This window comes from Bacillus sp. NPDC093026 (assembly GCF_044754665.1).
Classification (GTDB): domain Bacteria; phylum Bacillota; class Bacilli; order Bacillales; family Bacillaceae; genus Bacillus; species Bacillus maqinnsis.
Genome location: NZ_JBIVPN010000001.1, coordinates 666,916 through 689,329, shown reverse-complemented (window position 1 = coordinate 689,329; position 22,414 = coordinate 666,916). Strand labels below are relative to the sequence as shown.

Sequence of the window (22,414 nt, the reverse complement as noted above, 5' to 3'; positions counted from 1 at the left end):
TCTTTCAACGGAAATTGTCAATAGCGCGTGATCTGTGATAATATTATGATCAGGTACTAATACTATGTCTTGAAAAATAGGAGGCTTTAATACATATGAACTTTTCTTTAGAAGGCCGCAATATTGTTGTCATGGGTGTTGCTAATAAACGCAGTATCGCATGGGGAATTGCTCGTTCTCTTCACAAAGCAGGTGCTCGTTTAATTTTTACTTATGTGGGAGATCGTCTTGCTGAATCTGTCAAAGAACTTGCGAGCACACTTGAGCGTGATGATTCAATCATTCTTCCTTGTGACGTCACAAGTGATGAAGAAATTGAAACATGTTTTGCAACAATTAAAGAAAAAGTACAAGTGATTCACGGCGTTGCCCATGCAATTGCATTTGCAAATAAAGAAGAGCTTGTGGGTGAATATCTAAACACGAACCGTGAAGGGTTCCTTTTAGCGCACAACATTAGTGCATATTCATTAACAGCAGTTGCAAAAGCTGCACGTCCATTGATGACAGAAGGTGGAAGTATTGTGACACTTACTTACCTAGGCGGAGAGCGTGTGGTGTCTAACTACAACGTGATGGGTGTAGCGAAAGCAGCACTTGAAGCAAGTGTGAAATATTTAGCGGCTGATTTAGGGGCAGAAGGCATACGTGTGAACAGTATCTCTGCTGGTCCAATTCGTACACTGTCTGCAAAAGGTATCAGCGGCTTTAATACCATCTTAAAGGATATTGAGGAGCGTGCACCGCTTCGCCGCACAACCACTCCAGAAGAAGTTGGCGATACGGCTTTATTTTTGTTTAGTGATCTTTCAAGAGGCATGACAGGCGAAAATCTTCATGTCGATTCAGGCTTTCATATTATTGCCCGATAACTGAATGAATTGACTTGCAGCATACTAATCATAGGTATGCTGTTTTTTTATTTGTCTTCTGATTTCAAACTATGGTTCATATATATAAGGAATGAATCATTCGGGAGGGATGCGCATGTCAAATAAAGGTGATGAGAATCAAAAGCCGCTCATGTATATTGTTCAGCCGAGCTATGATGAATCAAAGCCGGTCATGCAGGATATTGTCAGAAAACGAAAGAAGTCAGAAAAACCGCCAACCAACAAAAAAAGCAGTGAAGAGCCGATTGAAGAAATTTTGCAGGAACCTGTCACCCAGGAGATAGAGAAGAAAAAGGAAGACGAATCAAAAGCGCTTCATCAAGAAGCGGACATTATACAAGAAACAGAAAAACAGCCAGCAGCCGTTTTTCATGAAACAAAAGAAGAGCCGAGAAGAAAAAGAGTAAAAAAACCACTAAGTCAAATGACCATTGACGAGAAAGTGGATTTTCTCACCAGTCTGCCTCATAATATGCCAAGAGCTCTTTGCCTGATTGAGGCGGAGGGGAAAACTTACAGAGGTATTGTGATGGAAAGGAACGATGATACAGTGATCATTCGAACAGCGGGTGGAGGAAATCCGGTTGAATTAACGATTGATCAAATTTCTTCCATTCATCCGCTTGGATTTTAAAGAAGGAACACAAAAAAGTCCCATAAGGGGACTTTTTTTGTTAATGACTACGGTTGATGAGTCTTGGATTTAAGCACTCAATTGCGCAGAAGCAGTCAAGATCTACTTCGATGCAGTAATTTGATTTTTCTAATCGGAACACATCACATACGGAATCTTGATCTGTAAAATCTAAAATATGACGGTCTTTGTCAAATGCAATAAGCAAGCTGAGTGTTGCGCAGTGATCAGAGATGTGTTCGACTCTGAAAAATGCAGTGCTGAAGCAAGGTCCTGCATCTACCTCTCCGACGTTTCCAAATGCGACGAACGGTTTTGATTTTGAGGTAAATAGGACAAATGGGACAGTGTCACCTAATGAATGTGAAGGGGAAAGGAGATTGCTATAACAGCTACTTGGGCATTTTTCTTCGACAGCATTTTGTAAGTCGTTTATATTTTCAACAGCCTCTGCTACACAGTTCCATGATTGATTGCGGCTCATATTCTACCCTCCTATACAAGGAATTTTGTTTGAGTATTTCCGAGCACTGTCATCATCATTACCGATGATTCTTATGTCGTATCGGTTGATGCCTTTTGTTTCAATCAATGCGGAGCGGCCGCTTACTTGCTGACTGCTCTGCATGATTGATTGCCATTCGTTAGGAAGGGGATGCTTTTACTCATGACAAGTTAGGTCAACGGACGATCAATTTAACCGTGGTGATGATGCTTTTTATCTTTAGTTGGCAGTACTCTGTCTACAAGTTCTGGATTTAAACATTGAATAGCGCAGAAGCAGTTTAAATCAACTTCGATACAAAATTCCGTTTTTTCTAAACCGAAGAAGTCTTGGTCACAAGGGTGACACACGCTCAGCGTATGTCCGTGCACATCGACAGGTCTTAAAACAGATAATGTGGCACAGCAGTCATTTAATTTTTCAACCCGGAAGAAGATGGATTCAAAGCATTGGCAATCATCTACAAATCCTCCAATGTTTCCGAAAGTAGAAAACAATCCGCCCTTTTTATCAAAAAGTAAAAACGGAATCGTATCTTTCCCAGAAACTGTTGGGCTTAATAAATTACTGTAGCAGCTCGTAGGACATTTATCTTCTACAGCTTCCTGCTCTGCTAAAATCTTATCAACCGCATCGCATACACAGTTTTCATCATGTCGGCCATGGTGTTTTCCGCAGCTCATGGATTTCAGCTCCTTTAACAAGGTATTTGACTTTAGTCCTTAACAACATATGTATGCGCCCTCTAGTTGGTGTGGGTAAATGACTATAATTTTCTATAAAAAAGAAAAGCAGAGCTTTTCGCTCTGCTTTTTTAGATTAGAGGATACCGATTGCAATAATTAAAGCTGCTAGTATTTGTACCAATGTTTGAACAGCAACGGTTACATCTGCATCAATTGTTGAAACTCTTACATCTCTAGAGTTTTCAATAACTAGTTTCTGACGATTTGCTTGTTTAGTTTCAGTTAATTGAACTAGATCTTGTGCAATTTGATCTGCCAGGTCACCATCAGCGATTGAGATGTTGACAATTGCTACTAAAGCAAGCTGAATGGCTGTTTGTATAGATACGGCAACTTGAGCATCAATAGAAGATATATCAATATCACAAGAATCTCTTACAATAATGACTTCTTCAGATACCTGATTTGTCAATGAGATTTGGTCGCCTTCTTGGAGAATGTTTTCATGATCATCGCAGAAGTCATTACAAACAGATTTTCTTTCGTAATGGTCATAATCGTCGTGATGTGAACAGTTGCGATCAAGGGCAACCCAAGAATAAGGTTTGGATTCCATATCTTTTCCTCCTTTCGTTTACTCTATATAATGCTCGTGTTTCTTGTTTGGTTTGAGGCATATATCCTGATGAAAAATCCTATTTTTTCTTATTCGTGATTTATTGCCCTTCTTTTCGCTGTTGAATACGGCTTCTTAAAGATTTTCTCCGTCTTGTACTTCTAGGACTTGGTTTTTCTTCAATTGCTTCAGCTTGTTTTGCAGCTTCTGCTAAACGTTTTTTCTCCTGCTGTTGTTCTACGAAATCATTTGCCTTTTTTTGTAAATCCTGCACTAATTTCAAAATCATCTTTCTTTGATCTTCTGTAATATTTGCCTTCTGATCATCTGTGACATTGTTTTTCTTTAAAATATCACTGACAAGCAGGCTTGTTAATGGATCAACATCAGTGTTGATGTTAAACTCCTTTTTTTCGTTCTCTTCAGTCACGATCATTTCACCTCTTTCATGTGATGTTAGAAAAAGAAAGGGTCAAAGAATGCCGGCTTCAACCAAAAGCACATTCAGTGTTTGAGTGAGAATTTGTACGGAGTTTAGAATGGATGCGTCAGATACTGTAATCGTGACGTTATGACAATTGATGATTTGAATTACAGTCTTCTTTTTTACTGTTACTTGTTGTGTGGATAAAAGTTGATCTGTGATTTCTTCAGCCAATTCATCATCTGCTACAAGGATTTGAATTAAAAGAGCAATGATTGTCGTAACGGTTGCTTGAAGGGAGAGTGCAGCTATTACATCTGTTTTATGAATCGTGACATTTTCAGAATTTTTGATTTCAATGAAATCATCATAATTGCTGATTAATTCGTTTAACAGTTGTGTGTATAATAATTCAGCACTTTCTTCAATAGACAATACTTTCACTCCTTTCTTAATCTATACATTATTTAATGCGTTAGGAACTCGAGGCGGAATCATAAAACGTAAAAAAGTACAACCCAATTTTATTTCCTATCTATTCATCATGGTGGTCTTTCACCATGCATATATAAGTAAAGGACGGAATAAGAGGGAGGTGGAGAATCATGAGCGGTGCTTTGTCATTTGTTATTTTTGCACTTGCATCATTTAGGCTGACGAGATTGATCGTGTTTGATACGATTACTGCCCCGTTTCGCCGTCTATTTCATGAAGAAAAAGAAGAGGTAAACGATAAAGGTGAAACCGAAACATATATTATCATTAAAGGAAAAGGACTTCGCTCATGGGTAGGAGAGTTATTGAGCTGTTATTGGTGTACTGGCATCTGGTGTACTGCTCTTTTACTTGCCATTTACATACTTTTCCCTGTGTTTAGCATGTGGCTGAATTTACTATTAGCGATTGCTGCAGCAGCAGGCATAATCGAAGTGATCGTGTCGAGGCTTGTGGAATAAACAGGCATTCTGATCAAACACGCATAAAAAAAGGTGCATATACTAACATGGAATAGGAAAGGAAGGGTTGCGATGAAACCAACTGAAAACCCGTCTCATCTGCTACAAGGTTATCCAGCGCAGTCAAATCAACAATCTGTTTATACGAAGAAAATCAAAAAGTCCGGCTGTGGCTGTGGAAAGAAAAAGAAACCTCAATAGGAGAAAAACAAAAGAAACCGGATTTATCCGGTTTTTTGTTGCCCTTTTTCCTGTTATTGCATATGAAAGAGAGAAGGGGTGACCAGAATGGACGCATTTGAACAATTACTTGGCTCTTTGTTCAGCAGACCTTATGACGGGAAAGAACAAGAGCACGAAAAAGTAGTAATGGATTTAGCAGATAAGGCGAATGATCTTGAGCAACACTTAAAGGAGTTTGGCGTGAAAATGGATGCTTTTGCAAAAGAAACAGAAGCATACATGACAAGTCACGGAGAAGATTCTTACTTGTTTAAAAAGCAGAAATAAAATTTCCGCACTTTTTGATGTGATCGTCCAAACCATTTCTTGTTTTTCTCATATGTTGTAATGGAGTAGAGGAGGTGCTTAAATATGAGTTGTTACGGTTACGGTGGCGGCTATGGCGGCGGTTACGGCGGTGGCTATGGGTCAACGTTTGTCCTTGTCGTCGTGTTGTTCATTCTTTTAATCATTGTTGGTGCTTCTTTCTTTAACTAAACAGAAGTCAGAAGGTGAGGGAAGCAATGGGTTAGCCTCTTGCTTTCCTTTCTCTTTGGTCAATCGTGACAGGAGGATAGGCACATATCTCGCCTATTATCATATAGTAAGGTGATTACTCCACAAAGAGGAGGCAAATGAATGGATAATAAATTTTTTAAAAGTGTAGAAAATAAAACGGGTGTGAATATGAATGATGTCTTTAAGCTTGCTGGTTCATTGCAAAATGCCAACTTTAAAGATGAGGCGACCGTTCGAGGAGTCATTAAAAAAGTAGCGCAGCTTGCGAATAAGCGTGTACCTCAAGAACTTGAAGACAAAATTGTTCAATCAATTACAAGCGGGAAAGAAAAGCTAGATTTCAATACGATCTCTAAAATGATGAACAACAAAAAATAAACAACAGGCTCTCCAATCAAAGGGGGGCCTGTTGTTTTTGAATGAACATTTCACTGTTTTTTTTAAGAAGAGGATATAAAAAGCGAGAACGATGGGCTGTTTTTCCTCTTCTAAATGAAGGAACGGACAGATAAAGGGATTGCTGTGCTCTTGTCATAGCGACGTATAATAAACGGCGCTCTTCTTCAATGGCTTCTTCATGACCATTTCTCAGTTCATCTAGTGCAAAATCGTGAGGCAGCGCTCCGTCGACGGTACAAGTGATGTACACTGTTTGGAATTCAAGTCCTTTTGCACGGTGTATCGTCATGAGCTGAACACCTGATTCGTCTGTTTTTTCCTTTTCTTTTGACTTCATATGTTCGGCATGTGATAGAAAGGCTTCAATCGTTTCAAAACGTTTCGCTGCTGTTTTTACATCGCGCACATCATCTGCTCCTTTTTCAAGAACACTTGTATCGTTCGCTCGCTTTTTTAAATAATCACCAAGCCCCATTTTTTGCTCGATCAAGGTCACAGCATCGGACGGCTTTAATGTCCGTAAGGTTTGGAAAAGAAGAACGATGGATTGCAACTTTTTACGCTGGAAAGGCTGGATGTCAGTTAGTTTTCCAAGTGCTTCTACCATTGAACAGTCTTCTGTGATGGTCAGCGCCTTGAGTGTGTTAAGCGTCTGTTGCTTTAAAAAGAAGATAGGAAGCAGCAGTTTTATCGCAGCGATATCATCTGCATCTTGACTTAAAGAAAGAAAAGCGAGCAGCATCCGAACAATTCGCCTACTGTAAAAGGCTTTGACGCCATTATCGGTCTGATACGGAATGGCTGATTGATGGAGCCGTTCATAAATGGCTCGTCCTCCCGTATTGGTTCGAAATAATACACAGAAGTCATTCGGTCTTGCACCGTTTGTGATTTTTTCCTGAATATCTGAAACTATCATGGTGGCCTCCTCTTCCTCGTCATATGGATAAAAGAGGATGGGAGGTGTTTTTTCAGAACGAACTGCTTTTAAGGTCTTGGCATAGCGATGCTGGTTTTTCTTAATAATGGCATCTGCACTTGCGACAATGGTATGATGAGAGCGATAATTCGCATGTAAATGAACGATATTGGCTGAAGGATAATCTTTCTTAAAATGAAGAATAAAAGCAGGATTGCTTCCCCTAAAGGCATAAATCGCTTGATCATCATCTCCTACACAATAAAGTTGTTCTGAATCTCCAGCTAAAAGCTGTATTAACTTGTATTGGACAGGATTAATATCCTGAAATTCATCCACTAAAATATACTTGAATCTTTCCTGATAGCGTTTTAAAAGATCTGGTTTTTCGGAAAGCATCTGTAAGCACGCAATGGCCATGTCGTCGAAATCAAATTGCTGATTGTCTCGTTTCTGTTTTTCATAAGATTGATAGATGGACCATATTTGTTTTTCTTTTTCGTCCTTAAGGTCAGGAAGTTCATCGGGTAAATAGGCATTTTTCCAAAAGCCGATAGATTGCAGAATATGATCTGTGGGATAGTCCTTCTCATCAAGTCCTTCCTTCATTATTGCTTTCCGAATGTACGGTTCCTTTTGCCAGTCAAACTTGATCAAGTGCTGGCCGTTCCATTTGCTAGGATTATCATGCAGCAGCATTTTATAAAAGAGACTATGAAAAGTGCCAGTGACGACTTGATTTGCTTGTGATGGATGAAGATGATATTGTGTACGCAGTCTTTCTTTCATCTCATTACTTGCTTTTGTTGTGAACGTCACCAGTAAAATATGGTGTGCAGGTATTTCTTGTTGTGAAATCAGGTATGCTGCTCTTGCAGTCAGAACCCTTGTTTTGCCACTGCCGGCACCAGCGAGCACGAGCATCGGACCGTCTGTATGGGTGACAGCTTGGAGTTGCGGCGCGCTAAAGGTGATATGAGGAAAGAGGTCAATGGTATGTGTTTTTTCATTTTCTTTTTGAAAGGCTTCACCAAGTTCAATGGTTCTTGGCTTCTGCCATTTTACAGACTCCTTTTGCTGTGAGGTGATTTGCTTGCCAGTTGGAAAACGGAAACCGCCAAGTTCCTTATAAGAAGAAGTGTCTTTTGATGTTGCTTCGGTCTCTTCTTGTTCAGCCGCTTTTTCACACACCTCTTGCTGAGAGATTTGTTTATGAATAAACGCAGGCTCTTCGTGTATATTTAATCTGAAAATGACGGGATTTCCGCAATATATACAAAATAAGTGCCCTTTTTTTCCCTCGTCATGGAGGAATTGATAATGTTCTCTCGAATATGTATGTAATGAGATTGTTTGATCATGTCGTCTTGCGCATTTCAAAAGCTAGTCCTCCAATATGTATGAAAATCTTAAAAAGAAACAAATCTAATCATAACAAATGAATCGTGTTTCAAACAGTCATAATGAGGGAATAAAAAAATAGAAGAGAAGCAAAGGAGGCGTTCTTGATGGGATATATAGCACCGATTCAGCCGGATCTGTATGTTCAATATATCAATCGTCCTGCTCCTCAGGATAAAGAAGATTATGCGAAAGTGACAAAGGTTGCGCGTACCTTTCATGACAAGATTTACAGAGATTTAGAGAGAAAAGAGGACTTAGTCACAGAAGCAGAAACAAAAGTACAGCAAAAAAAGCGGGAACGCTTTGTAAAAGATATGTTTATGGAAGAAGGAAAGGGCATTCATATCAATGTTTATATATAAATGATTGCGCTTTCTTTCAGGGCTTATGAACGATTTTACCCGACGGAAAAGCCAAGGCATCTTGATTGCCTTGGCTTTTTGTTTTTTATGAGGTAGATAATGTTTTTGTCATCTTGACATGTATGATACCCGCTTCTTCAAACGGTTCAGAAACAGCTTGATAGCCCTTTTTTTCATAGAATGGCTGGGCTTGGACTTGTGCATGCATGACAGCTTCCTGAGCACCTCGGGCAGTAGCTTCTTCCTCTAATGCCTCTAACAGCTTGCGGCCAAGTCCAAGAGAGCGAGCTTCTTTTAACACACAAATCCGTTCAAGTTTTGCCTTTGATCCTTCAATGATGCGTAGTCTAGCAGCAGCTTGCGGTTTATTGTCATCATGATAAATGACAAAGTGTATGGCTTCTTCTTCTAGTTCATCGATTTCAATATCTAATGGAACTCCTTGTTCTTTGACAAACACTTCTTTTCTTACGAAATAGGCATCTTCTCGTTGTGTTTGTGTTTGGACGACAACAGTTTTCAAAAGTCTTTAACCCTCTTCTCCTAAAATAAATGTTTCATAGACGGTCCAAGACCCGTTTTCTAATTGATATAGTAGATGGAAGCGATCCACCGTTTCTTCATGATCAATACGGCTTAGCTTTAATGTGCCAAGTACATCTGAATGCTCGTCATCTGATAATTTTTGAGCAACTGTTATATGCGGCACAAAAGCATATTCAGGCGTTCCGCTAATTGGGTCTTTATAGAGCTTCTCATTCAAAGCCGTTAATTCTTCGTTCGGTTCTACTTTCATATAAATGACGTTGTTGACAGGAGCGAATGAACTAAATTTTTTAATACGCAAGGTGATTGGAGAAGCATGCTTTGCATACTCACGTAGCGTCGATACCACTTCATCCGCTTCTAAATCTGTTAATTCAAACGGTGTTCTCAGTGTCAAATGAGGCGGTATGAGTGCATAATTCGGGTCATAACGTTTCCGGTATGAGTTCGCTATATCTTGCAATTTTTTTGATGGAAATAAAACAACTCCGTATTTCATCGTTTTCCCTCCTGATTAAGAAAGTATTTGCTATTGTTTATTATAACAAAATTCAGTTGATTAACGAATATGGCAGCATTCTTTTTAATGAAGGAGCAATGAGCGGCTGCCAAAACGTCCATTTATGATCGCCTTCAAATGTTTCAAATAAGTAATCTGCACCAGATTGTTCTAGCAGGGCCTTTAAGTCTTGGTTAGGTTTGATAAAGTCAAGCACTTGACCGTCGGTTGTTTTAACAGCTTTCTCTTCTAAACCAATTTGATGGATAATGGCGTAATGAGAAAGTGATGTTGAGCCTTTGACTGCTTTTAAGACCGAATCATCCACGTAAGGAGACTGCAAGATTAAACCTCCGAATAAAGAAGGATAGTCAATAGCAGTCATTAGTGAAATAGTGGCGCCTAGTGAATCACCAATCAACGTTCGCCCTGACCCAATTTGATAGGTTGGGTAACGGTCATCAATGTAAGGAACAAGCTCATTTGCTAAAAAGCGTTTGTAAGCGTCAAACTTTGTGCCGTCTGGATGATACATATTTCGTCTTTCAGTGACATTTCGATAAGGGATGCCAATGATAATGGAACGTTCCATTTCCTTGTTTTGCATCAATTCTTCCGATTGTCTGCCTATTTTACCTAAGCGGAAATAATCATGACCATCCTGTGCAATGATGACATGATATGTATAAAGGGGTGAGTAATTGACTGGTAAATAGATCAAAACAGTCATTTCCTCACCAAGTTCTGTTGACTGTAAGGTTTCCTCTTGAATCATTCCTATTTTCTTCACCATAATCTATTCCTCCAGCTAACCAAATTCATCACATGTGAAACGTTTCCATTCATTGTAACACGAAAAACAGCATTGTTCCTATATCCAAACATGCAATCAAATCAGTTGAAAATCCTCCTGTTATAAAATACAGAAAATTTAATTAATCGTTAGATGGCACTTGAAAAATGACATTTAATGCGTTACAGTATTAAGAATTAGAACAGACAAACAACACATTCTTATCGTGAGAGGTGGAGGGACTGGCCCTTTGAAACCTCAGCAACCGGTATGCATCACATGAAAGTGATTACCAAGGTGCTAAATCCAGCAAGCAGTTTTTTTGCTTGGAAGATAAGAGGAAGCGATTAAACCCCTTCTTCTTATGAAGAAGGGGTTTTCTGTTTTGAAATCAGATTTTTTACTTAGGATGGTGTCAAATGACAGAACATGTGGAAACGAAATTAGCGCAAATTGGAAACCGTAGTGAAGAAACAACTGGAACTGTGAGCCCTCCCATTTATCTTTCAACGGCATACAGACATAGAGGCATTGGTGAATCAACAGGTTTTGACTATATTCGAACAAAAAACCCAACAAGGCAGCTAGTAGAAGATGCGATTGCTTCACTCGAAGAGGGTACGGCCGGTTTTGCCTTCAGCTCGGGAATGGCTGCCATTCAAACGATTATGGCTCTATTTGAAAGCGGAGATGAATTAATCGTCTCCTCGGACTTATATGGCGGTACATACCGTTTGTTTGAAAATGAATGGAAAAAGTACGGTTTAAATTTTCTTTACGATGATTTTTCAGATGAAGACTGTTTACGCTCCAAATTCACGACAAAAACAAAAGCGGTCTTTATTGAAACGCCGACAAATCCACTCATGCAGGAAGCTGATATTCAAAAGGTAGCCAATATTGCAAAAGAAAATGGCGCTTTGGTCATTGTCGATAATACATTTTATACGCCAGTCTTACAAAAGCCGATTACGCTCGGAGCAGATATTGTCATCCATAGCGCAACCAAATATTTAGGCGGACACAATGATGTCCTCGCAGGTCTTGTTGTGACAAAAGGAGAGCAGTTATCTGAAGACATGTTCCAGCATCAAAATGCCATCGGAGCGGTTTTATCCCCGTTTGACTCGTGGCTTTTAATGAGAGGCATGAAAACGTTGGCCCTCAGAATACGCCAGCACGAGGCAAATGCAAAGGAGTTAGCAGACTTTTTAAAGAAGCAGCCTGAAATTCAAGATGTTCTTTATCCAGGAAAAGGTGGAATGCTTTCATTCCGTATAGCAAAAGAAGAGTGGGTCAATCCATTTTTAAAGCAGCTACAAACGATCTGTTTTGCTGAAAGTCTTGGCGGTATCGAAAGCTTTATTACGTATCCTGCCACGCAAACCCACATGGACATTCCAGAAGAGATTCGCATTGCAAACGGTGTATGTAACAAGTTGCTCCGATTCTCTGTTGGCATTGAACATGTTGATGACTTAAAAGCAGATCTCAAGCAGGCGCTATCTAAAGTAAAAGAGGAGGTACACGTCAAATGACCAACCATGATTGGACGCTAGAAACAAGACTTGTTCACAATGCTTTTAAAACAGACGGTTCAACAGGTGCAGTCAGTGTACCGATTCAGCATGCTTCAACTTTTCATCAAAGTACCTTTGATGAGTTTGGTCAATATGACTATTCCAGATCAGGTACACCAACACGCCAAGCGCTAGAGGATACAATTGCTCAATTAGAAGGGGGAGCAAAAGGTTTGGCTTTTTCCTCAGGAATGGCCGCGATTTCAACAGCCTTTCTCCTTCTGTCAAAAGGTGATCATGTGTTGGTCACAAAAGATGTGTATGGCGGAACATTCCGCATGATTACGCAAGTCCTTTCACGTTTTGGCATTGAACATACCTTTGTGGATATGACGGATTTGAATGAAGTCAAACAAGGCATTCAATCCAATACAAAGGTCATTTATATAGAAACACCTTCAAATCCAACCCTTGGCATTACGGATATCAAAGGTGTCGTTCAGCTTGCGAAGGAACATGACTGTTTGACATTTTTAGATAATACCTTCTTAACTCCGGCTCTTCAGCGTCCCTTGGACCTTGGCGTGGATGTGGTACTCCATAGTGCAACGAAATTTTTAAGCGGACATAGCGATGTGCTATCCGGACTTGCCGTTGTCAAAGACGAGAAACTAGGAGAGGAGCTATATCAGCTCCAAAATTCTTTCGGTGCAGTCCTTGGTGTTCAGGATTGCTGGCTTGTTCTAAGAGGATTAAAAACACTTCAAGTCAGATTAGAAAAAGCAAGCCAAACAGCTTTAGAACTTGCCACATTTCTAAAAGGTCATCCTGCTGTGAAAAAAGTATACTATCCAGGATTAGATGACCACCCAGGTGCACATATTCAGCGTAAGCAAGCAAGCGGAGCTGGAGCCGTTCTCTCATTTGAACTAGAAAACCAAGCAGCAGTAAAAGAACTGGTCGACAATGTCTCATTACCTGTTTTCGCTGTCAGCCTAGGCGCTGTCGAATCAATTCTCTCTTATCCAGCAAAAATGTCGCACGCGGCAATGCCAAAAGAAGAAAGAGAAAAGAGAGGGATTACCGATGGCTTACTTCGCCTAAGTGTCGGTGTCGAAAACAGTGAGGATTTAAAACGCGACTTTAAACAGGCGCTCGATCAACTAAATTCAGCCCTTGTGAATCAATAATTTGTAAAGAAACAAAGTAGCCGGCCCAAAGCCGGCTTATTAGGCTGATTTGAATAAAACCATTGACGCTCATTCGATTTAATTATATAATAGAGACTGTCAGTAACAGAAACCCCAGAACAGATTCATAACCTGATTCCGTAGCTCAGCTGGGAGAGCGCTACCTTGACAGGGTAGAGGTCGCTGGTTCGAGCCCAGTCGGAATCATCCATGGCGGTTAGAGGCGTTATATCAACGTTTCTAGCCGTTTTTTATTGCGTTGACTTAGGTGTATTAAGGCGCAGGGTAGCGGTCATACCATCGGCAAGGTAGAGCGGTATTCACCTCGATGACTTAATCGATGTGGAGGCGGTATTATGTCGGCAAATAGGACAGGCAAGCGTGTTAAAAAAGAGCGGACTTTACGGAAAACGACGAGTAATCTCGATGTTCTTTTCGTTCAGGTTAGAGGTCGCTGGTTCGAGTCCAGTCGGAATCATCTGTGAAACCCTTGCGTAGCAAAGGTTTTTTGTTTTTAATTCAGTTTAAACCTATATTGTAGGTGTTGGGCTATTTTGGGGAATATTTTTTAAAAATTAGTCGGTACAAATGAAAAAAGCAAGCGGTGTCAACAGCACTCGGAATATATGATTACTGTTTTTGTATCTTTCTCCCTATTTAATGACAAGTTTTGTGTTGGTAAAATTGTCCTTATCAATGAATAGGAGGGTGTGACTTCTTCTGGGGAAAATACTTGATGCCAAAGCACTAACAAGCGCTATGGAAGAAAGAGCGAAGCACTATCAGGAACTCCGCGAACAAATGATAGATTTGAAGCACGCATTACAAGGTGTGGCGAATCTCGGTGATGATTTCACGGGAAAAGGTGCCGACAATATTAAAAGTTTTTATCAAGAGCTTGCTGAAAATGTAGACATGCTTACTAGCTTTATAGATAAACAAAAAGCCTTTCACGAAGGTGTTGCGGGTACACTTGAAGATGCCAATCTTGGCGGTGATACTTTTATTGATGAACACTTTCTAGAAAATCAGGTAGAGATGGGGTTAAAAAACGCCAATAGTATTGTATCTGATCAAAAGAAGGCACTGGAAACCATTTTTCAGGATATAGATGATCTCATCTCTCTTGATGTGTTTGATGATCAAATCTTTGATGAAAAGATAACGGATGCCGAAGACAAACGGAAAAAGACCGTAAAAGATTTAAACGAATTAGACCAACATCTAAAAGATGAATATGCTTTGTCAGAGACTGAAGAGCAGGCTACAATGGCATTGTACGCCGAAATGATGAATGCGACAAATGACGGAAAAACCATTTCACCGATGAATTTTGATAAGAAAGCGTATCAAAATAGCGAAATCTACAAGGCAAAAAGCGATATTGAAAAGCAAACTGATGAATATTTGAAAATCAAAAAAGAACAAGAAGAAGCCCGCAAGATTGCGAAAGAACAAGAAGCACTGGCGAACCGTCCTTGGTATGAAAAAGCCCTCGATTATGGGGGAAATATCGTCAATGAACTAACAGGTGTGAATGATGCAAAACGTGCCACAACAGGTTTTGATCCCATCACAGGCAAGCATCTCACCGCAGGACAGCGAGTCGCCGCAGGCGGCATGGCAGCGGCAGGCTACATCCCAATCGTCGGCTGGGCAGGGCGCATTTTCAAAGGCGGGAAAGCGATCTACAAAACGACCCAAGCCACATCAGCCGCAGTACGAGCAGTCGACATTTACAAGACATCGCAAAAATCCTTTGACGCCTTAAAAACATCTCAAAAAGGCTTATATGGTCTCACCGCCGCCAACGGCTTCAGCGAAGCCATTACGGGTAGAGACATGTTTGGGAATAAGATTTCCAAAGAACAGCAGGAAGCGAGTATGAATGCGGCGCTGGGAATGCTTTTGCCGTTTGGGGCGAAAGGGTTTCATGGGAAGATGGGGATTAAGGATGCTGAAAAATATAATATCCATACAATGAAACACATTTATCATGGCGAAATTAACAAAAGAGGAAAAGCAGTTGGTTATCACCATGAAAGTATGCAGGGTGGAAAGGTTATTCCAGGAAGTGAAAGTCTACCTGATAAACACGGTATTTATAGAGCTAAAGTTGAAATTGATGGAGTTGAAAAAGTAGCTAAATCAAGTTTCTTTCCTAAGGAATGGAACCGCGTCGATGTGTTAAAAGCTATCGATGAAGCTTACCAAAATAAACAACAGATAGGTCCTAATAAATTTAAAGGTGTAACATCATCAGGAATTAAAATAGAGATGTATCTGAAAAAAGATGGATCAATAGCTACAGCGTATCCATTATATAAAAAATAATATGAAGGTGATTAGCTTATATGAGATATTCATATGAATTTAAGGAAGACAAATTTGGTGATTTAGCAATTATACTACCAGAAGAAATAAGTATTTTCTCAGATTTTATACAAGATATTTCAACAGAAGAAGAAGTGGATGAGTATATAGGATATATTCAAAATGTGATAGATGGAGTATACGAAAACTTTGAAATTACATTGAATGCTACCAGTGTAAATATCAAAAAAGATGAGACAGTAGTTGAACATCATTATAGGATTGAAGAACCCTTTGAAAATAAAATTGAAACGAAGGAGTTCATAGAACTGTTGTTAATTTGGAGAGAGAAAATACCAGAAATATTCAAAGATTAGACATTATTGCCGAGACATGTTTGGGAATAAAATCTCGAAAGAACAGCAGGAAGCGAGTATGAACGCAGCGCTGGGGATGCTTTTGCCGTTTGGGGCGAAAGGATTTCATGGGAAGATGGGGATTAAGGGTATAGATGATGCTTCTTTAACCAACAAAAGTAATTTATATAGAGGGGATAGTTTACTACACTCTCCAACTAGACCAAATGGAATTGGTAAACCTCATATATCAAGTTCAGGTAATTTAGTACCAGCTAGTAAAGAAGGTTTATATAAAGGACGAGAAGTGACGGTTACAGAGCATATACTTGGAGGTTATAGAAAAGGAGCTAAATCTAATAGCCCTTATACTAGTTTTACAAATAACAAAAATGTTATTGGAAATTATGGAGAAAATGCAATTGAACTAAATATATCAGCTTTAAGGAAAGATATACAGTCTGGAAAGCTAAAAGATGTTGTTATACTTTCTCCAAAACAAATTCAAAAGTTGATTGAAAGAGATGCTATTTCTTCTGATTTTTGGAAGAAAAGAGCGATTAATTGGACTAAAAGGGATAATGAGTATTTGATTAAAGGGGAAGTTCCAAGCCAATATATTAAGGTTTCACCTAAGGAGTGAGAATTGTGAAATTATACTTTCTAAACGAGTTTTTAGGAGATATATGCGATATTAATGTTGATGGTATGTGGGTTAATGGTAAGATTACCCCTTCAAATAATATAGACAAATTTAATGATTTTTTCGCAGCACTTGTTGATGAGGAAAATGATTTTGTAGAAACGAATTATAACGAAGAATGGTTAGATGATAACAATTGGTACATTATTGATGATGAAAATAAAAGAAGGGGGATATATATACCTGCAGTTTATCTTGATAGGGAAATTAGCTGGCGGTGGAGATGATTTACAGAATTTATAGATTATAAAAAAACTTGATGGGCTAATGCCTTTCAAGGTTTTTTGTGTTTATAGGTCTCCTATCCGAGAAAAAACCGAAAAAAAGAATCATTTCCCTCAAATTTAAGCAATTCACTATCATTTATACATATATTCCTCCAATCTATATAAAGAAAAAGAACCGCAGAGGGTCCTATTAATTTTTGAATCTGTTTAAAAGCATATCGTGTTTTCCAACTTGCTTGGAAAGGTAATCAATGTCTTTTGTAATATCACTTGTTTGTTGATCAATTTTCTTAAGGAGAACGATTACTTCCTCGTTAGTTTTGCTTTCTTTCTCTGTCAGCATTTCTAAACGCCACCGAATCAAACCTCTTATCAAGTTGTTTAACCCCTTTGTCGAATTTCTCAGATAGAGATTACATTCATCAGTCATGTAGATCACTCTTATACTCATGATACATTAACATGTGAGGTAACTCATCAGATAATTTATTAGCAATATTTATTGAATATTCAGAAAAATATTGTCTCTCCACATGAACCTTGAATGTTTCCGATCAACATGGAATAAACATGAATGAGCATCCAATCACTGGGTAGAATGGATCTATTAGAGAGTATGGGAGGTCATGCGAGTGCAAAAGATTTGCAGGGAAGTATGGATTGAAGTGAATCTTGATGCGATTAAGAGAAATATTCAAGCCATTCAAGCACATATTCCAAAGAAAAGTAAGATCATGGCTGTGGTAAAAGCGAATGCTTATGGTCACGGTTCCGTTGAAGTGGCCCGTCAGGCACTGGAAAGTGGTGCAACTGAGCTGGCTGTTGCCAGTTTGGAAGAAGGTGTTGTGTTACGCAGGGCTAAAATTGAAGCACCGATTCTTGTGCTTGGCTTTACCCCGCTCCATTGTGTGAAAAAAGCTGCCGCTTGGAGAATTGATCTATCCGGTCTTTGCGCAGACTGGATAAAAAAAGCGAATGCTATTCTAGCAGAAGAAGAAAGTCAACAAAAGCTTGGCATTCATGTCAATGTGGACACAGGGATGGGGCGATTAGGTGTCCGGACGAAGGAAGAGCTTTTGGCAGTCGTTCAAGCACTAGAAGAAAGTGAATATATCAGATGGGATGGGATTTTTACGCATTTTTCAACAGCGGATGAGCCTAATTCTGATTTCACATTGCTCCAGCATAAGCTTTTCATTGAGTTTCTTCGTTTTCTCAAAAAACAAGAAATTACGCTACCAACGGTACATATGAACAATACAGCGGCTTCGATTGCTTTCCCTGAATTTAGTGCAGATATGATTCGGCTGGGCATCGGACTTTACGGATTATATCCCTCTCAATATATTGAAAGTTTACACGCTGTCCAACTAGAGCCCGCACTTAGTTTAAAAGCGAGGATTGCATTTGTGAAGGAAATGGTGACAGAACCTCGTACAGTGAGTTACGGTGCAACCTATGTTGCAAAACCTGATGAAATCATTGCGACAATTCCTATTGGTTATGCGGATGGGTACTCTCGTGCTTTATCCAATCGAGGGTTTATGCTTTTCCGTGGAAAAAGAGTTCCTATTGCTGGTCGAGTGACAATGGATATGACCATGGTCAGTTTAGGAGAAATGAAGGCGAGGCAGGGCGAGGAAGTCGTCATTTACGGTCGTCAAAAAGGGGGAGAGATCTCTGTGAATGAAATTGCCGACATGCTAGATACGATTAATTATGAAGTTATCGCCACTTTAAGCCGCCGCATTCCTCGATTTTATCGAAGAGGTGGGAAGATTATTAAATTATCGACGCCGGTGATGTATGTGTGAGGCTGATAGAATTTTTTCTAGAACACATTCGAAATGATACGAAGGGTCTTTACTAGGAGAAAAATGTAGTTGAAAAACAAAAATAACCAATAAATGTAAACTTTGTAAAATATAGAACGATATAAGAAAGGAGTATAAATGTCATGGAGGGATGAGCAATGAAAAAAGGATTTTTATTATTCGTCACGGTACTTCTTTTGTTTAGTACAATCAGTCCATTAAAAGCACTTGCAACCAATTCATCTGGATGGACCAAACGAGCAGATTTACCTGAAGAGCGCATTAATGCAGGTATAGGTGTTGTTGATGGAAAGATTTATGTGTTTGGTGGGGCGAGTGAAAAAAAGAAATTAAATAATCAAACGTTTATGTACGATCCTAAGGAAGATATTTGGGTAGAAAAGTCCACTATGCCAAGAAATAGAACAGGAGGTACTTATGCAACAGTAGGCAAAAAAATCTATGCCATCGGGGGAATAAATGATGAGACGCAGACAGTTTATAACACAATAGATGTATATGATGCAGAACGTGATCAGTGGGCAGAAAAGCCAATTCAAATACCAAGAAATCCTGTATTTTCAATTTATAATAAGGGTACTTTAAATGCAATTGCTATAAAAGATCATATTTATATTGTGTCTGCATTGGACTCTAAAAATAACTTTTATCGATATGATACAGTAACTGGTGCATGGGATAGTTTAAATTCATCGGAATTGCCTTCTCGAAATGGGAGAGCCATATCTGCAATTGATGGAAAAATATATGTTGCAGGTGGAGAGAACTCGATTGGTCATAGTAGTGAAAAGTATTTGTTCCAGTATGATATTGAAACAAATACGTGGAAGAGATTAATTGACGTTAAGTTAACATCGTATACATATGAACCGTCTTATGTAACGCATAATGGAAACTTTATTATTATTGGTGGTCAAAGAATTGGTTATAGTTCAAGTGAATTGCTAAAACAAGTTCAGATATTCAATCCGAAAGAAGGTCAATTTCAAAATTCCAAACATGACTTACCTGAAGGTAGAGTAGCATCTGTTGCGGCAATTGTTGATGATCAATTATATGTCATTGGTGGACGTAACTATTCATATAGTATGGCTCATCTTTCCGTAAAAAGTGATTTCAAATCGGTTGTTTCTATTCCATTGAAAGACTTGCATATAACTGAAGTTGGAACAAAACCAGATGATGATACAACCGAAAAGCCAAAGGACGAGGACGGAACAAAACCAGATGATGACACAACTGAAAAGCCAAAGGACAAGGACGGAACAAAACCAGATGATGACACAACTGAAAAGCCAAAGGACAAGGACGGAACAAAACCAGATGATAATCAACATTCAGAAACTGAGAAAGGTATTCTTTCGATCACCATGATTAACGGTTTACAAAAGGATTATCTACTTTCAATGAAAGAAATCAATGATTTTCTAAATTGGTATAAAGAACGAAGCTTTGGAATTGGAATGAATTTTTTTGAAATAAAAGATGAACACAATAAGGGACCTTTCACAAGTAAGAAGGATTACGTCGTCTACCAAAATATTTTAATGTTTGATGTGAAACAGTATTAATAGAAAGCTGCTGAAGTCAATTCAGCAGCTTTTAAGCTTTTATATGGATAGATTTGATGAATTTAGGTTTAATATCATAAAAAAATAAGATATTTTTTTAAAAATCTGCTAAACATCCTATATTCATATCCGATAATAGAATTGTCAGGGTTGATAAGCCCTAGAATAAAGGACTTTTTTCAGACAAGGATGTCTGTCAGGTCCCAAACACATGGAGGTAATAGGAAATGAGAATTAACCACAATATTGCAGCACTTAACACACTGAACCGTTTGTCTGCAAACAACAATGCTAGCCAAAAGAACATGGAGAAACTTTCTTCTGGTTCTCAAATCAACCGTGCAGGAGATGGTGCAGCAGGTCTTGCTATCTCTGAAAAAATGCGTGGACAAATCCGCGGTTTAGAAATGGCATCTAAGAACTCTCAAGATGGTATTTCTCTTATTCAAACAGCCGAAGGTGCATTAACTGAAACACATGCGATCCTTCAACGTATGCGTGAATTAACTGTTCAAGCAGGTAACACAGGAACTCAGCAATCAGAAGATTTAACAGCGATTCAAGAAGAAATGAGTGCTCTTGTCGAAGAAATTGATGGCATTTCAAACCGTACAGAATTTAACGGTAAAAAACTTTTAGATGGCTCTGTGACTGGTGGATTCACTTTCCAAATTGGTGCAAACGCGACTCAAAATATCAATGTTAAAATTGGTAACATGAACGCTGCTACATTAGGAGTAGATAGTATTGATGTTTCAGACGCTGCATTCAGTTTTGACACTGAAATTACAAAAATTGATTCAGCTATCGGCTCTGTTTCATCTCAACGTGCTAAGCTTGGAGCGGTACAAAACCGTCTAGAGCACACAATCAACAACTTGAGCGCTTCTTCAGAAAACTTAACAGCTGCTGAGTCTCGTATTCGTGACGTTGACATGGCGAAAGAAATGAGTGAGTTCACAAAGAACAACATTCTTTCTCAAGCTTCTCAAGCGATGCTTGCTCAAGCAAACCAACAGCCACAAAACGTACTTCAATTACTACGTTAATGAAAGGCCCCTTTTATGGGGCTTTTTTTTATGCCTTTTACCGCATATATATCCCTGTTTAAAATAATTCTAAAAGACTTCTGACAAATGATGAAAAATGACCTTTCATTTTGGCATACTCTAGCAAAACGATCATAATGAGTAGGACTATTACCTTATTTATTCCTTTTTTGTTAAACATATTCCATTTGAGTTCGATAATAGGATTGTAAGGCTTACAAAGAAATTCTAATTCAGAACTTTTGGACATGGAAGTCTAATTGTTTCAAACACATGGAGGTAATAGGAAATGAGAATTAACCACAATATTGCAGCACTTAACACACTGAACCGTTTGTCTGCAAACAACAATGCTAGCCAAAAGAATATGGAGAAACTTTCTTCTGGTTCTCAAATCAACCGTGCAGGAGATGGTGCAGCAGGTCTTGCTATCTCTGAAAAAATGCGTGGACAAATCCGCGGTTTAGAAATGGCATCTAAGAACTCTCAAGATGGTATTTCTCTTATTCAAACAGCCGAAGGTGCATTAACTGAAACACATGCGATCCTTCAACGTATGCGTGAATTAACTGTTCAAGCAGGTAACACAGGAACTCAGCAATCGGAAGATTTAACAGCGATTCAAGAAGAAATGAGTGCTCTTGTCGAAGAAATTGATGGTATTTCAAACCGTACAGAATTTAATGGTAAAAAACTTTTAGATGGTAGTGTTGAAAACGGGTTCCAGTTCCAAATTGGTGCAAATGTTAAACAAAATATTATTGTACAGATTGGTAAAATGGATGCAGAAACGTTAACTGTGAAAGATATTAAAGTGAATGAAGAAGGTTTTGAATTTGATACAGAAGTGGCCAAAATTGATGCAGCGATCGGTGCAGTGTCTAAACAACGTTCAGCACTTGGAGCGGTACAAAACCGCCTAGAGCACACAATCAACAACTTGAGCGCTTCTGGAGAAAACTTAACAGCAGCCGAGTCTCGTATTCGTGATGTTGACATGGCGAAAGAAATGAGTGAGTTCACAAAGAACAACATTCTTTCTCAAGCTTCTCAAGCGATGCTTGCTCAAGCAAACCAGCAGCCACAAAACGTACTTCAATTATTACGCTAATGAAATGCTCCATTAAGGGGCTTTCAAACCATAGACAAACCCCCACTCTTACTTCGAGTAAAAGCGGGGGTTTCACTTGTTTTTATCAATTATATAATTTGTCTTCAGCTTGGGTATGCAAAAAATCATGTCAAAGTAACAAAAAAACGAATCCAAAGAGGG

At 38.9% G+C, this 22,414-nt stretch carries 28 protein-coding genes, 1 tRNA gene and 1 riboswitch; of the genes, 19 read left to right on the top strand and 10 right to left on the bottom strand.

What is annotated here, in order from left to right; translation table 11 throughout:
- Positions 1-95 precede the first annotated feature (95 nt).
- The gene (fabI, locus tag ACIQCE_RS03525; RefSeq protein WP_353856098.1) at positions 96-872 is read left to right on the top strand and encodes an enoyl-ACP reductase FabI; all 777 of its coding nucleotides are present in this window, start codon (positions 96-98) and stop codon (positions 870-872) included.
- Positions 873-987: 115 nt separating this feature from the next.
- A complete protein-coding gene (locus ACIQCE_RS03520) occupies positions 988-1,527 on the top strand; it encodes a CotO family spore coat protein (protein ID WP_400493611.1) in 540 nt (179 codons plus the stop codon).
- Between the two features lie 40 nt (positions 1,528-1,567).
- Here ACIQCE_RS03520 and ACIQCE_RS03515 read toward each other — a convergent pair whose 3' ends face one another.
- From ACIQCE_RS03515 to ACIQCE_RS03495, 5 genes are all read right to left on the bottom strand, one after another.
- Positions 1,568-2,011 (bottom strand): CotY/CotZ family spore coat protein, encoded by a 444-nt coding sequence (locus ACIQCE_RS03515; protein ID WP_400493610.1) that lies wholly within the window; start codon positions 2,009-2,011, stop codon positions 1,568-1,570.
- A gap of 212 nt (positions 2,012-2,223) precedes the next feature.
- Positions 2,224-2,715: a CotY/CotZ family spore coat protein gene (locus tag ACIQCE_RS03510; protein ID WP_353856095.1), complete on the bottom strand. Its 492-nt coding sequence runs from the start codon at positions 2,713-2,715 to the stop codon at positions 2,224-2,226.
- 136 nt (positions 2,716-2,851) lie between these two features.
- Positions 2,852-3,334, bottom strand: a complete 483-nt coding sequence (locus ACIQCE_RS03505) for a spore coat protein (protein ID WP_353856094.1) — start codon at positions 3,332-3,334, stop codon at positions 2,852-2,854.
- Between the two features lie 100 nt (positions 3,335-3,434).
- Positions 3,435-3,764 carry a spore coat protein gene (locus tag ACIQCE_RS03500; RefSeq protein WP_400493609.1) on the bottom strand — a complete coding sequence of 110 codons (330 nt, stop codon included), beginning with the start codon at positions 3,762-3,764 and terminating at the stop codon, positions 3,435-3,437.
- Positions 3,765-3,806: 42 nt separating this feature from the next.
- The gene (locus ACIQCE_RS03495) at positions 3,807-4,202 is read right to left on the bottom strand and encodes a spore coat protein (protein ID WP_353856092.1); all 396 of its coding nucleotides are present in this window, start codon (positions 4,200-4,202) and stop codon (positions 3,807-3,809) included.
- A 161-nt stretch (positions 4,203-4,363) separates the two neighbouring features.
- Between ACIQCE_RS03495 and ACIQCE_RS03490 the strand changes: the two genes are divergently transcribed.
- The 5 genes from ACIQCE_RS03490 to spoVIF all read left to right on the top strand — a co-directional run bounded on the left by ACIQCE_RS03490 (position 4,364) and on the right by spoVIF (position 5,833).
- Positions 4,364-4,714, top strand: coding sequence for a DUF1360 domain-containing protein (locus tag ACIQCE_RS03490; protein WP_400493608.1), 351 nt, complete (start codon positions 4,364-4,366; stop codon positions 4,712-4,714).
- 72 nt (positions 4,715-4,786) lie between these two features.
- Positions 4,787-4,915 (top strand): hypothetical protein, encoded by a 129-nt coding sequence (locus ACIQCE_RS03485; protein ID WP_400493607.1) that lies wholly within the window; start codon positions 4,787-4,789, stop codon positions 4,913-4,915.
- Between the two features lie 87 nt (positions 4,916-5,002).
- Entirely contained in the window at positions 5,003-5,224 is a 222-nt protein-coding gene (locus ACIQCE_RS03480; protein ID WP_353856089.1) for a hypothetical protein, read from the top strand.
- Positions 5,225-5,308: 84 nt separating this feature from the next.
- Positions 5,309-5,434 (top strand): YjcZ family sporulation protein, encoded by a 126-nt coding sequence (locus tag ACIQCE_RS03475; protein ID WP_099727562.1) that lies wholly within the window; start codon positions 5,309-5,311, stop codon positions 5,432-5,434.
- A gap of 141 nt (positions 5,435-5,575) precedes the next feature.
- Complete coding sequence (gene spoVIF / locus ACIQCE_RS03470; RefSeq protein WP_353856088.1) at positions 5,576-5,833, top strand: sporulation-specific transcription regulator SpoVIF; 258 nt, start codon at positions 5,576-5,578, stop codon at positions 5,831-5,833.
- Positions 5,834-5,849: 16 nt separating this feature from the next.
- On the opposite strand, the gene ACIQCE_RS03465 is transcribed toward spoVIF, so the two are convergent.
- On the bottom strand, positions 5,850-8,153 hold the full coding sequence (locus ACIQCE_RS03465) for an ATP-dependent helicase (protein ID WP_400493606.1): 2,304 nt from the start codon (positions 8,151-8,153) through the stop codon (positions 5,850-5,852).
- Between the two features lie 128 nt (positions 8,154-8,281).
- Here ACIQCE_RS03465 and ACIQCE_RS03460 point away from each other — a divergent pair, with 128 nt between their 5' ends.
- The gene (locus ACIQCE_RS03460; protein ID WP_400493605.1) at positions 8,282-8,539 is read left to right on the top strand and encodes a hypothetical protein; all 258 of its coding nucleotides are present in this window, start codon (positions 8,282-8,284) and stop codon (positions 8,537-8,539) included.
- A gap of 85 nt (positions 8,540-8,624) precedes the next feature.
- Here the strand turns inward: ACIQCE_RS03460 and ACIQCE_RS03455 are convergent, their stop codons facing one another.
- From ACIQCE_RS03455 to ACIQCE_RS03445, 3 genes are read right to left on the bottom strand one after another with little or no spacing between them, the layout of a single operon-like run.
- Positions 8,625-9,062 carry a GNAT family N-acetyltransferase gene (locus tag ACIQCE_RS03455; protein ID WP_400493604.1) on the bottom strand — a complete coding sequence of 146 codons (438 nt, stop codon included), beginning with the start codon at positions 9,060-9,062 and terminating at the stop codon, positions 8,625-8,627.
- A gap of 6 nt (positions 9,063-9,068) precedes the next feature.
- Positions 9,069-9,584 carry a YjcG family protein gene (locus ACIQCE_RS03450; RefSeq protein WP_400493603.1) on the bottom strand — a complete coding sequence of 172 codons (516 nt, stop codon included), beginning with the start codon at positions 9,582-9,584 and terminating at the stop codon, positions 9,069-9,071.
- A gap of 52 nt (positions 9,585-9,636) precedes the next feature.
- Positions 9,637-10,377: an esterase family protein gene (locus tag ACIQCE_RS03445; protein ID WP_400493602.1), complete on the bottom strand. Its 741-nt coding sequence runs from the start codon at positions 10,375-10,377 to the stop codon at positions 9,637-9,639.
- A gap of 218 nt (positions 10,378-10,595) precedes the next feature.
- A riboswitch (SAM riboswitch) is annotated at positions 10,596-10,717 on the top strand.
- A 79-nt stretch (positions 10,718-10,796) separates the two neighbouring features.
- Here ACIQCE_RS03445 and ACIQCE_RS03440 point away from each other — a divergent pair.
- The 7 genes from ACIQCE_RS03440 to ACIQCE_RS03410 all read left to right on the top strand — a co-directional run bounded on the left by ACIQCE_RS03440 (position 10,797) and on the right by ACIQCE_RS03410 (position 16,686).
- Complete coding sequence (locus ACIQCE_RS03440; protein ID WP_400493601.1) at positions 10,797-11,915, top strand: methionine biosynthesis PLP-dependent protein; 1,119 nt, start codon at positions 10,797-10,799, stop codon at positions 11,913-11,915.
- On the top strand, positions 11,912-13,087 hold the full coding sequence (gene metC, locus ACIQCE_RS03435; RefSeq protein WP_400493600.1) for a cystathionine beta-lyase: 1,176 nt from the start codon (positions 11,912-11,914) through the stop codon (positions 13,085-13,087). The genes ACIQCE_RS03440 and metC overlap by 4 nt, the downstream gene beginning before the upstream one ends.
- Positions 13,088-13,221: 134 nt before the next feature.
- Positions 13,222-13,294: transfer RNA gene (locus ACIQCE_RS03430), tRNA-Val, on the top strand.
- A gap of 513 nt (positions 13,295-13,807) precedes the next feature.
- The gene (locus ACIQCE_RS03425; protein WP_483861783.1) at positions 13,808-15,421 is read left to right on the top strand and encodes a T7SS effector LXG polymorphic toxin; all 1,614 of its coding nucleotides are present in this window, start codon (positions 13,808-13,810) and stop codon (positions 15,419-15,421) included.
- Between the two features lie 20 nt (positions 15,422-15,441).
- Positions 15,442-15,777: a hypothetical protein gene (locus ACIQCE_RS03420; protein WP_003211795.1), complete on the top strand. Its 336-nt coding sequence runs from the start codon at positions 15,442-15,444 to the stop codon at positions 15,775-15,777.
- Positions 15,778-15,835: 58 nt separating this feature from the next.
- Entirely contained in the window at positions 15,836-16,399 is a 564-nt protein-coding gene (locus tag ACIQCE_RS03415; protein WP_400493598.1) for a hypothetical protein, read from the top strand.
- 5 nt (positions 16,400-16,404) lie between these two features.
- Entirely contained in the window at positions 16,405-16,686 is a 282-nt protein-coding gene (locus ACIQCE_RS03410) for a hypothetical protein (protein WP_400493597.1), read from the top strand.
- Positions 16,687-16,876: 190 nt separating this feature from the next.
- Here ACIQCE_RS03410 and ACIQCE_RS03405 read toward each other — a convergent pair whose 3' ends face one another.
- On the bottom strand, positions 16,877-17,062 hold the full coding sequence (locus ACIQCE_RS03405; protein WP_400493596.1) for a hypothetical protein: 186 nt from the start codon (positions 17,060-17,062) through the stop codon (positions 16,877-16,879).
- Between the two features lie 256 nt (positions 17,063-17,318).
- Here ACIQCE_RS03405 and alr point away from each other — a divergent pair, with 256 nt between their 5' ends.
- The 4 genes from alr to hag (ACIQCE_RS03385) all read left to right on the top strand — a co-directional run bounded on the left by alr (position 17,319) and on the right by hag (ACIQCE_RS03385) (position 22,252).
- Entirely contained in the window at positions 17,319-18,500 is a 1,182-nt protein-coding gene (gene alr / locus ACIQCE_RS03400) for an alanine racemase (protein WP_400493595.1), read from the top strand.
- A gap of 158 nt (positions 18,501-18,658) precedes the next feature.
- Positions 18,659-20,092, top strand: a complete 1,434-nt coding sequence (locus ACIQCE_RS03395; RefSeq protein WP_400493594.1) for a Kelch repeat-containing protein — start codon at positions 18,659-18,661, stop codon at positions 20,090-20,092.
- Between the two features lie 227 nt (positions 20,093-20,319).
- Positions 20,320-21,141: a flagellin Hag gene (hag, locus tag ACIQCE_RS03390; RefSeq protein ID WP_400493593.1), complete on the top strand. Its 822-nt coding sequence runs from the start codon at positions 20,320-20,322 to the stop codon at positions 21,139-21,141.
- A 289-nt stretch (positions 21,142-21,430) separates the two neighbouring features.
- Entirely contained in the window at positions 21,431-22,252 is an 822-nt protein-coding gene (gene hag, locus ACIQCE_RS03385; RefSeq protein ID WP_353856073.1) for a flagellin Hag, read from the top strand.
- Positions 22,253-22,414 lie beyond the last annotated feature (162 nt).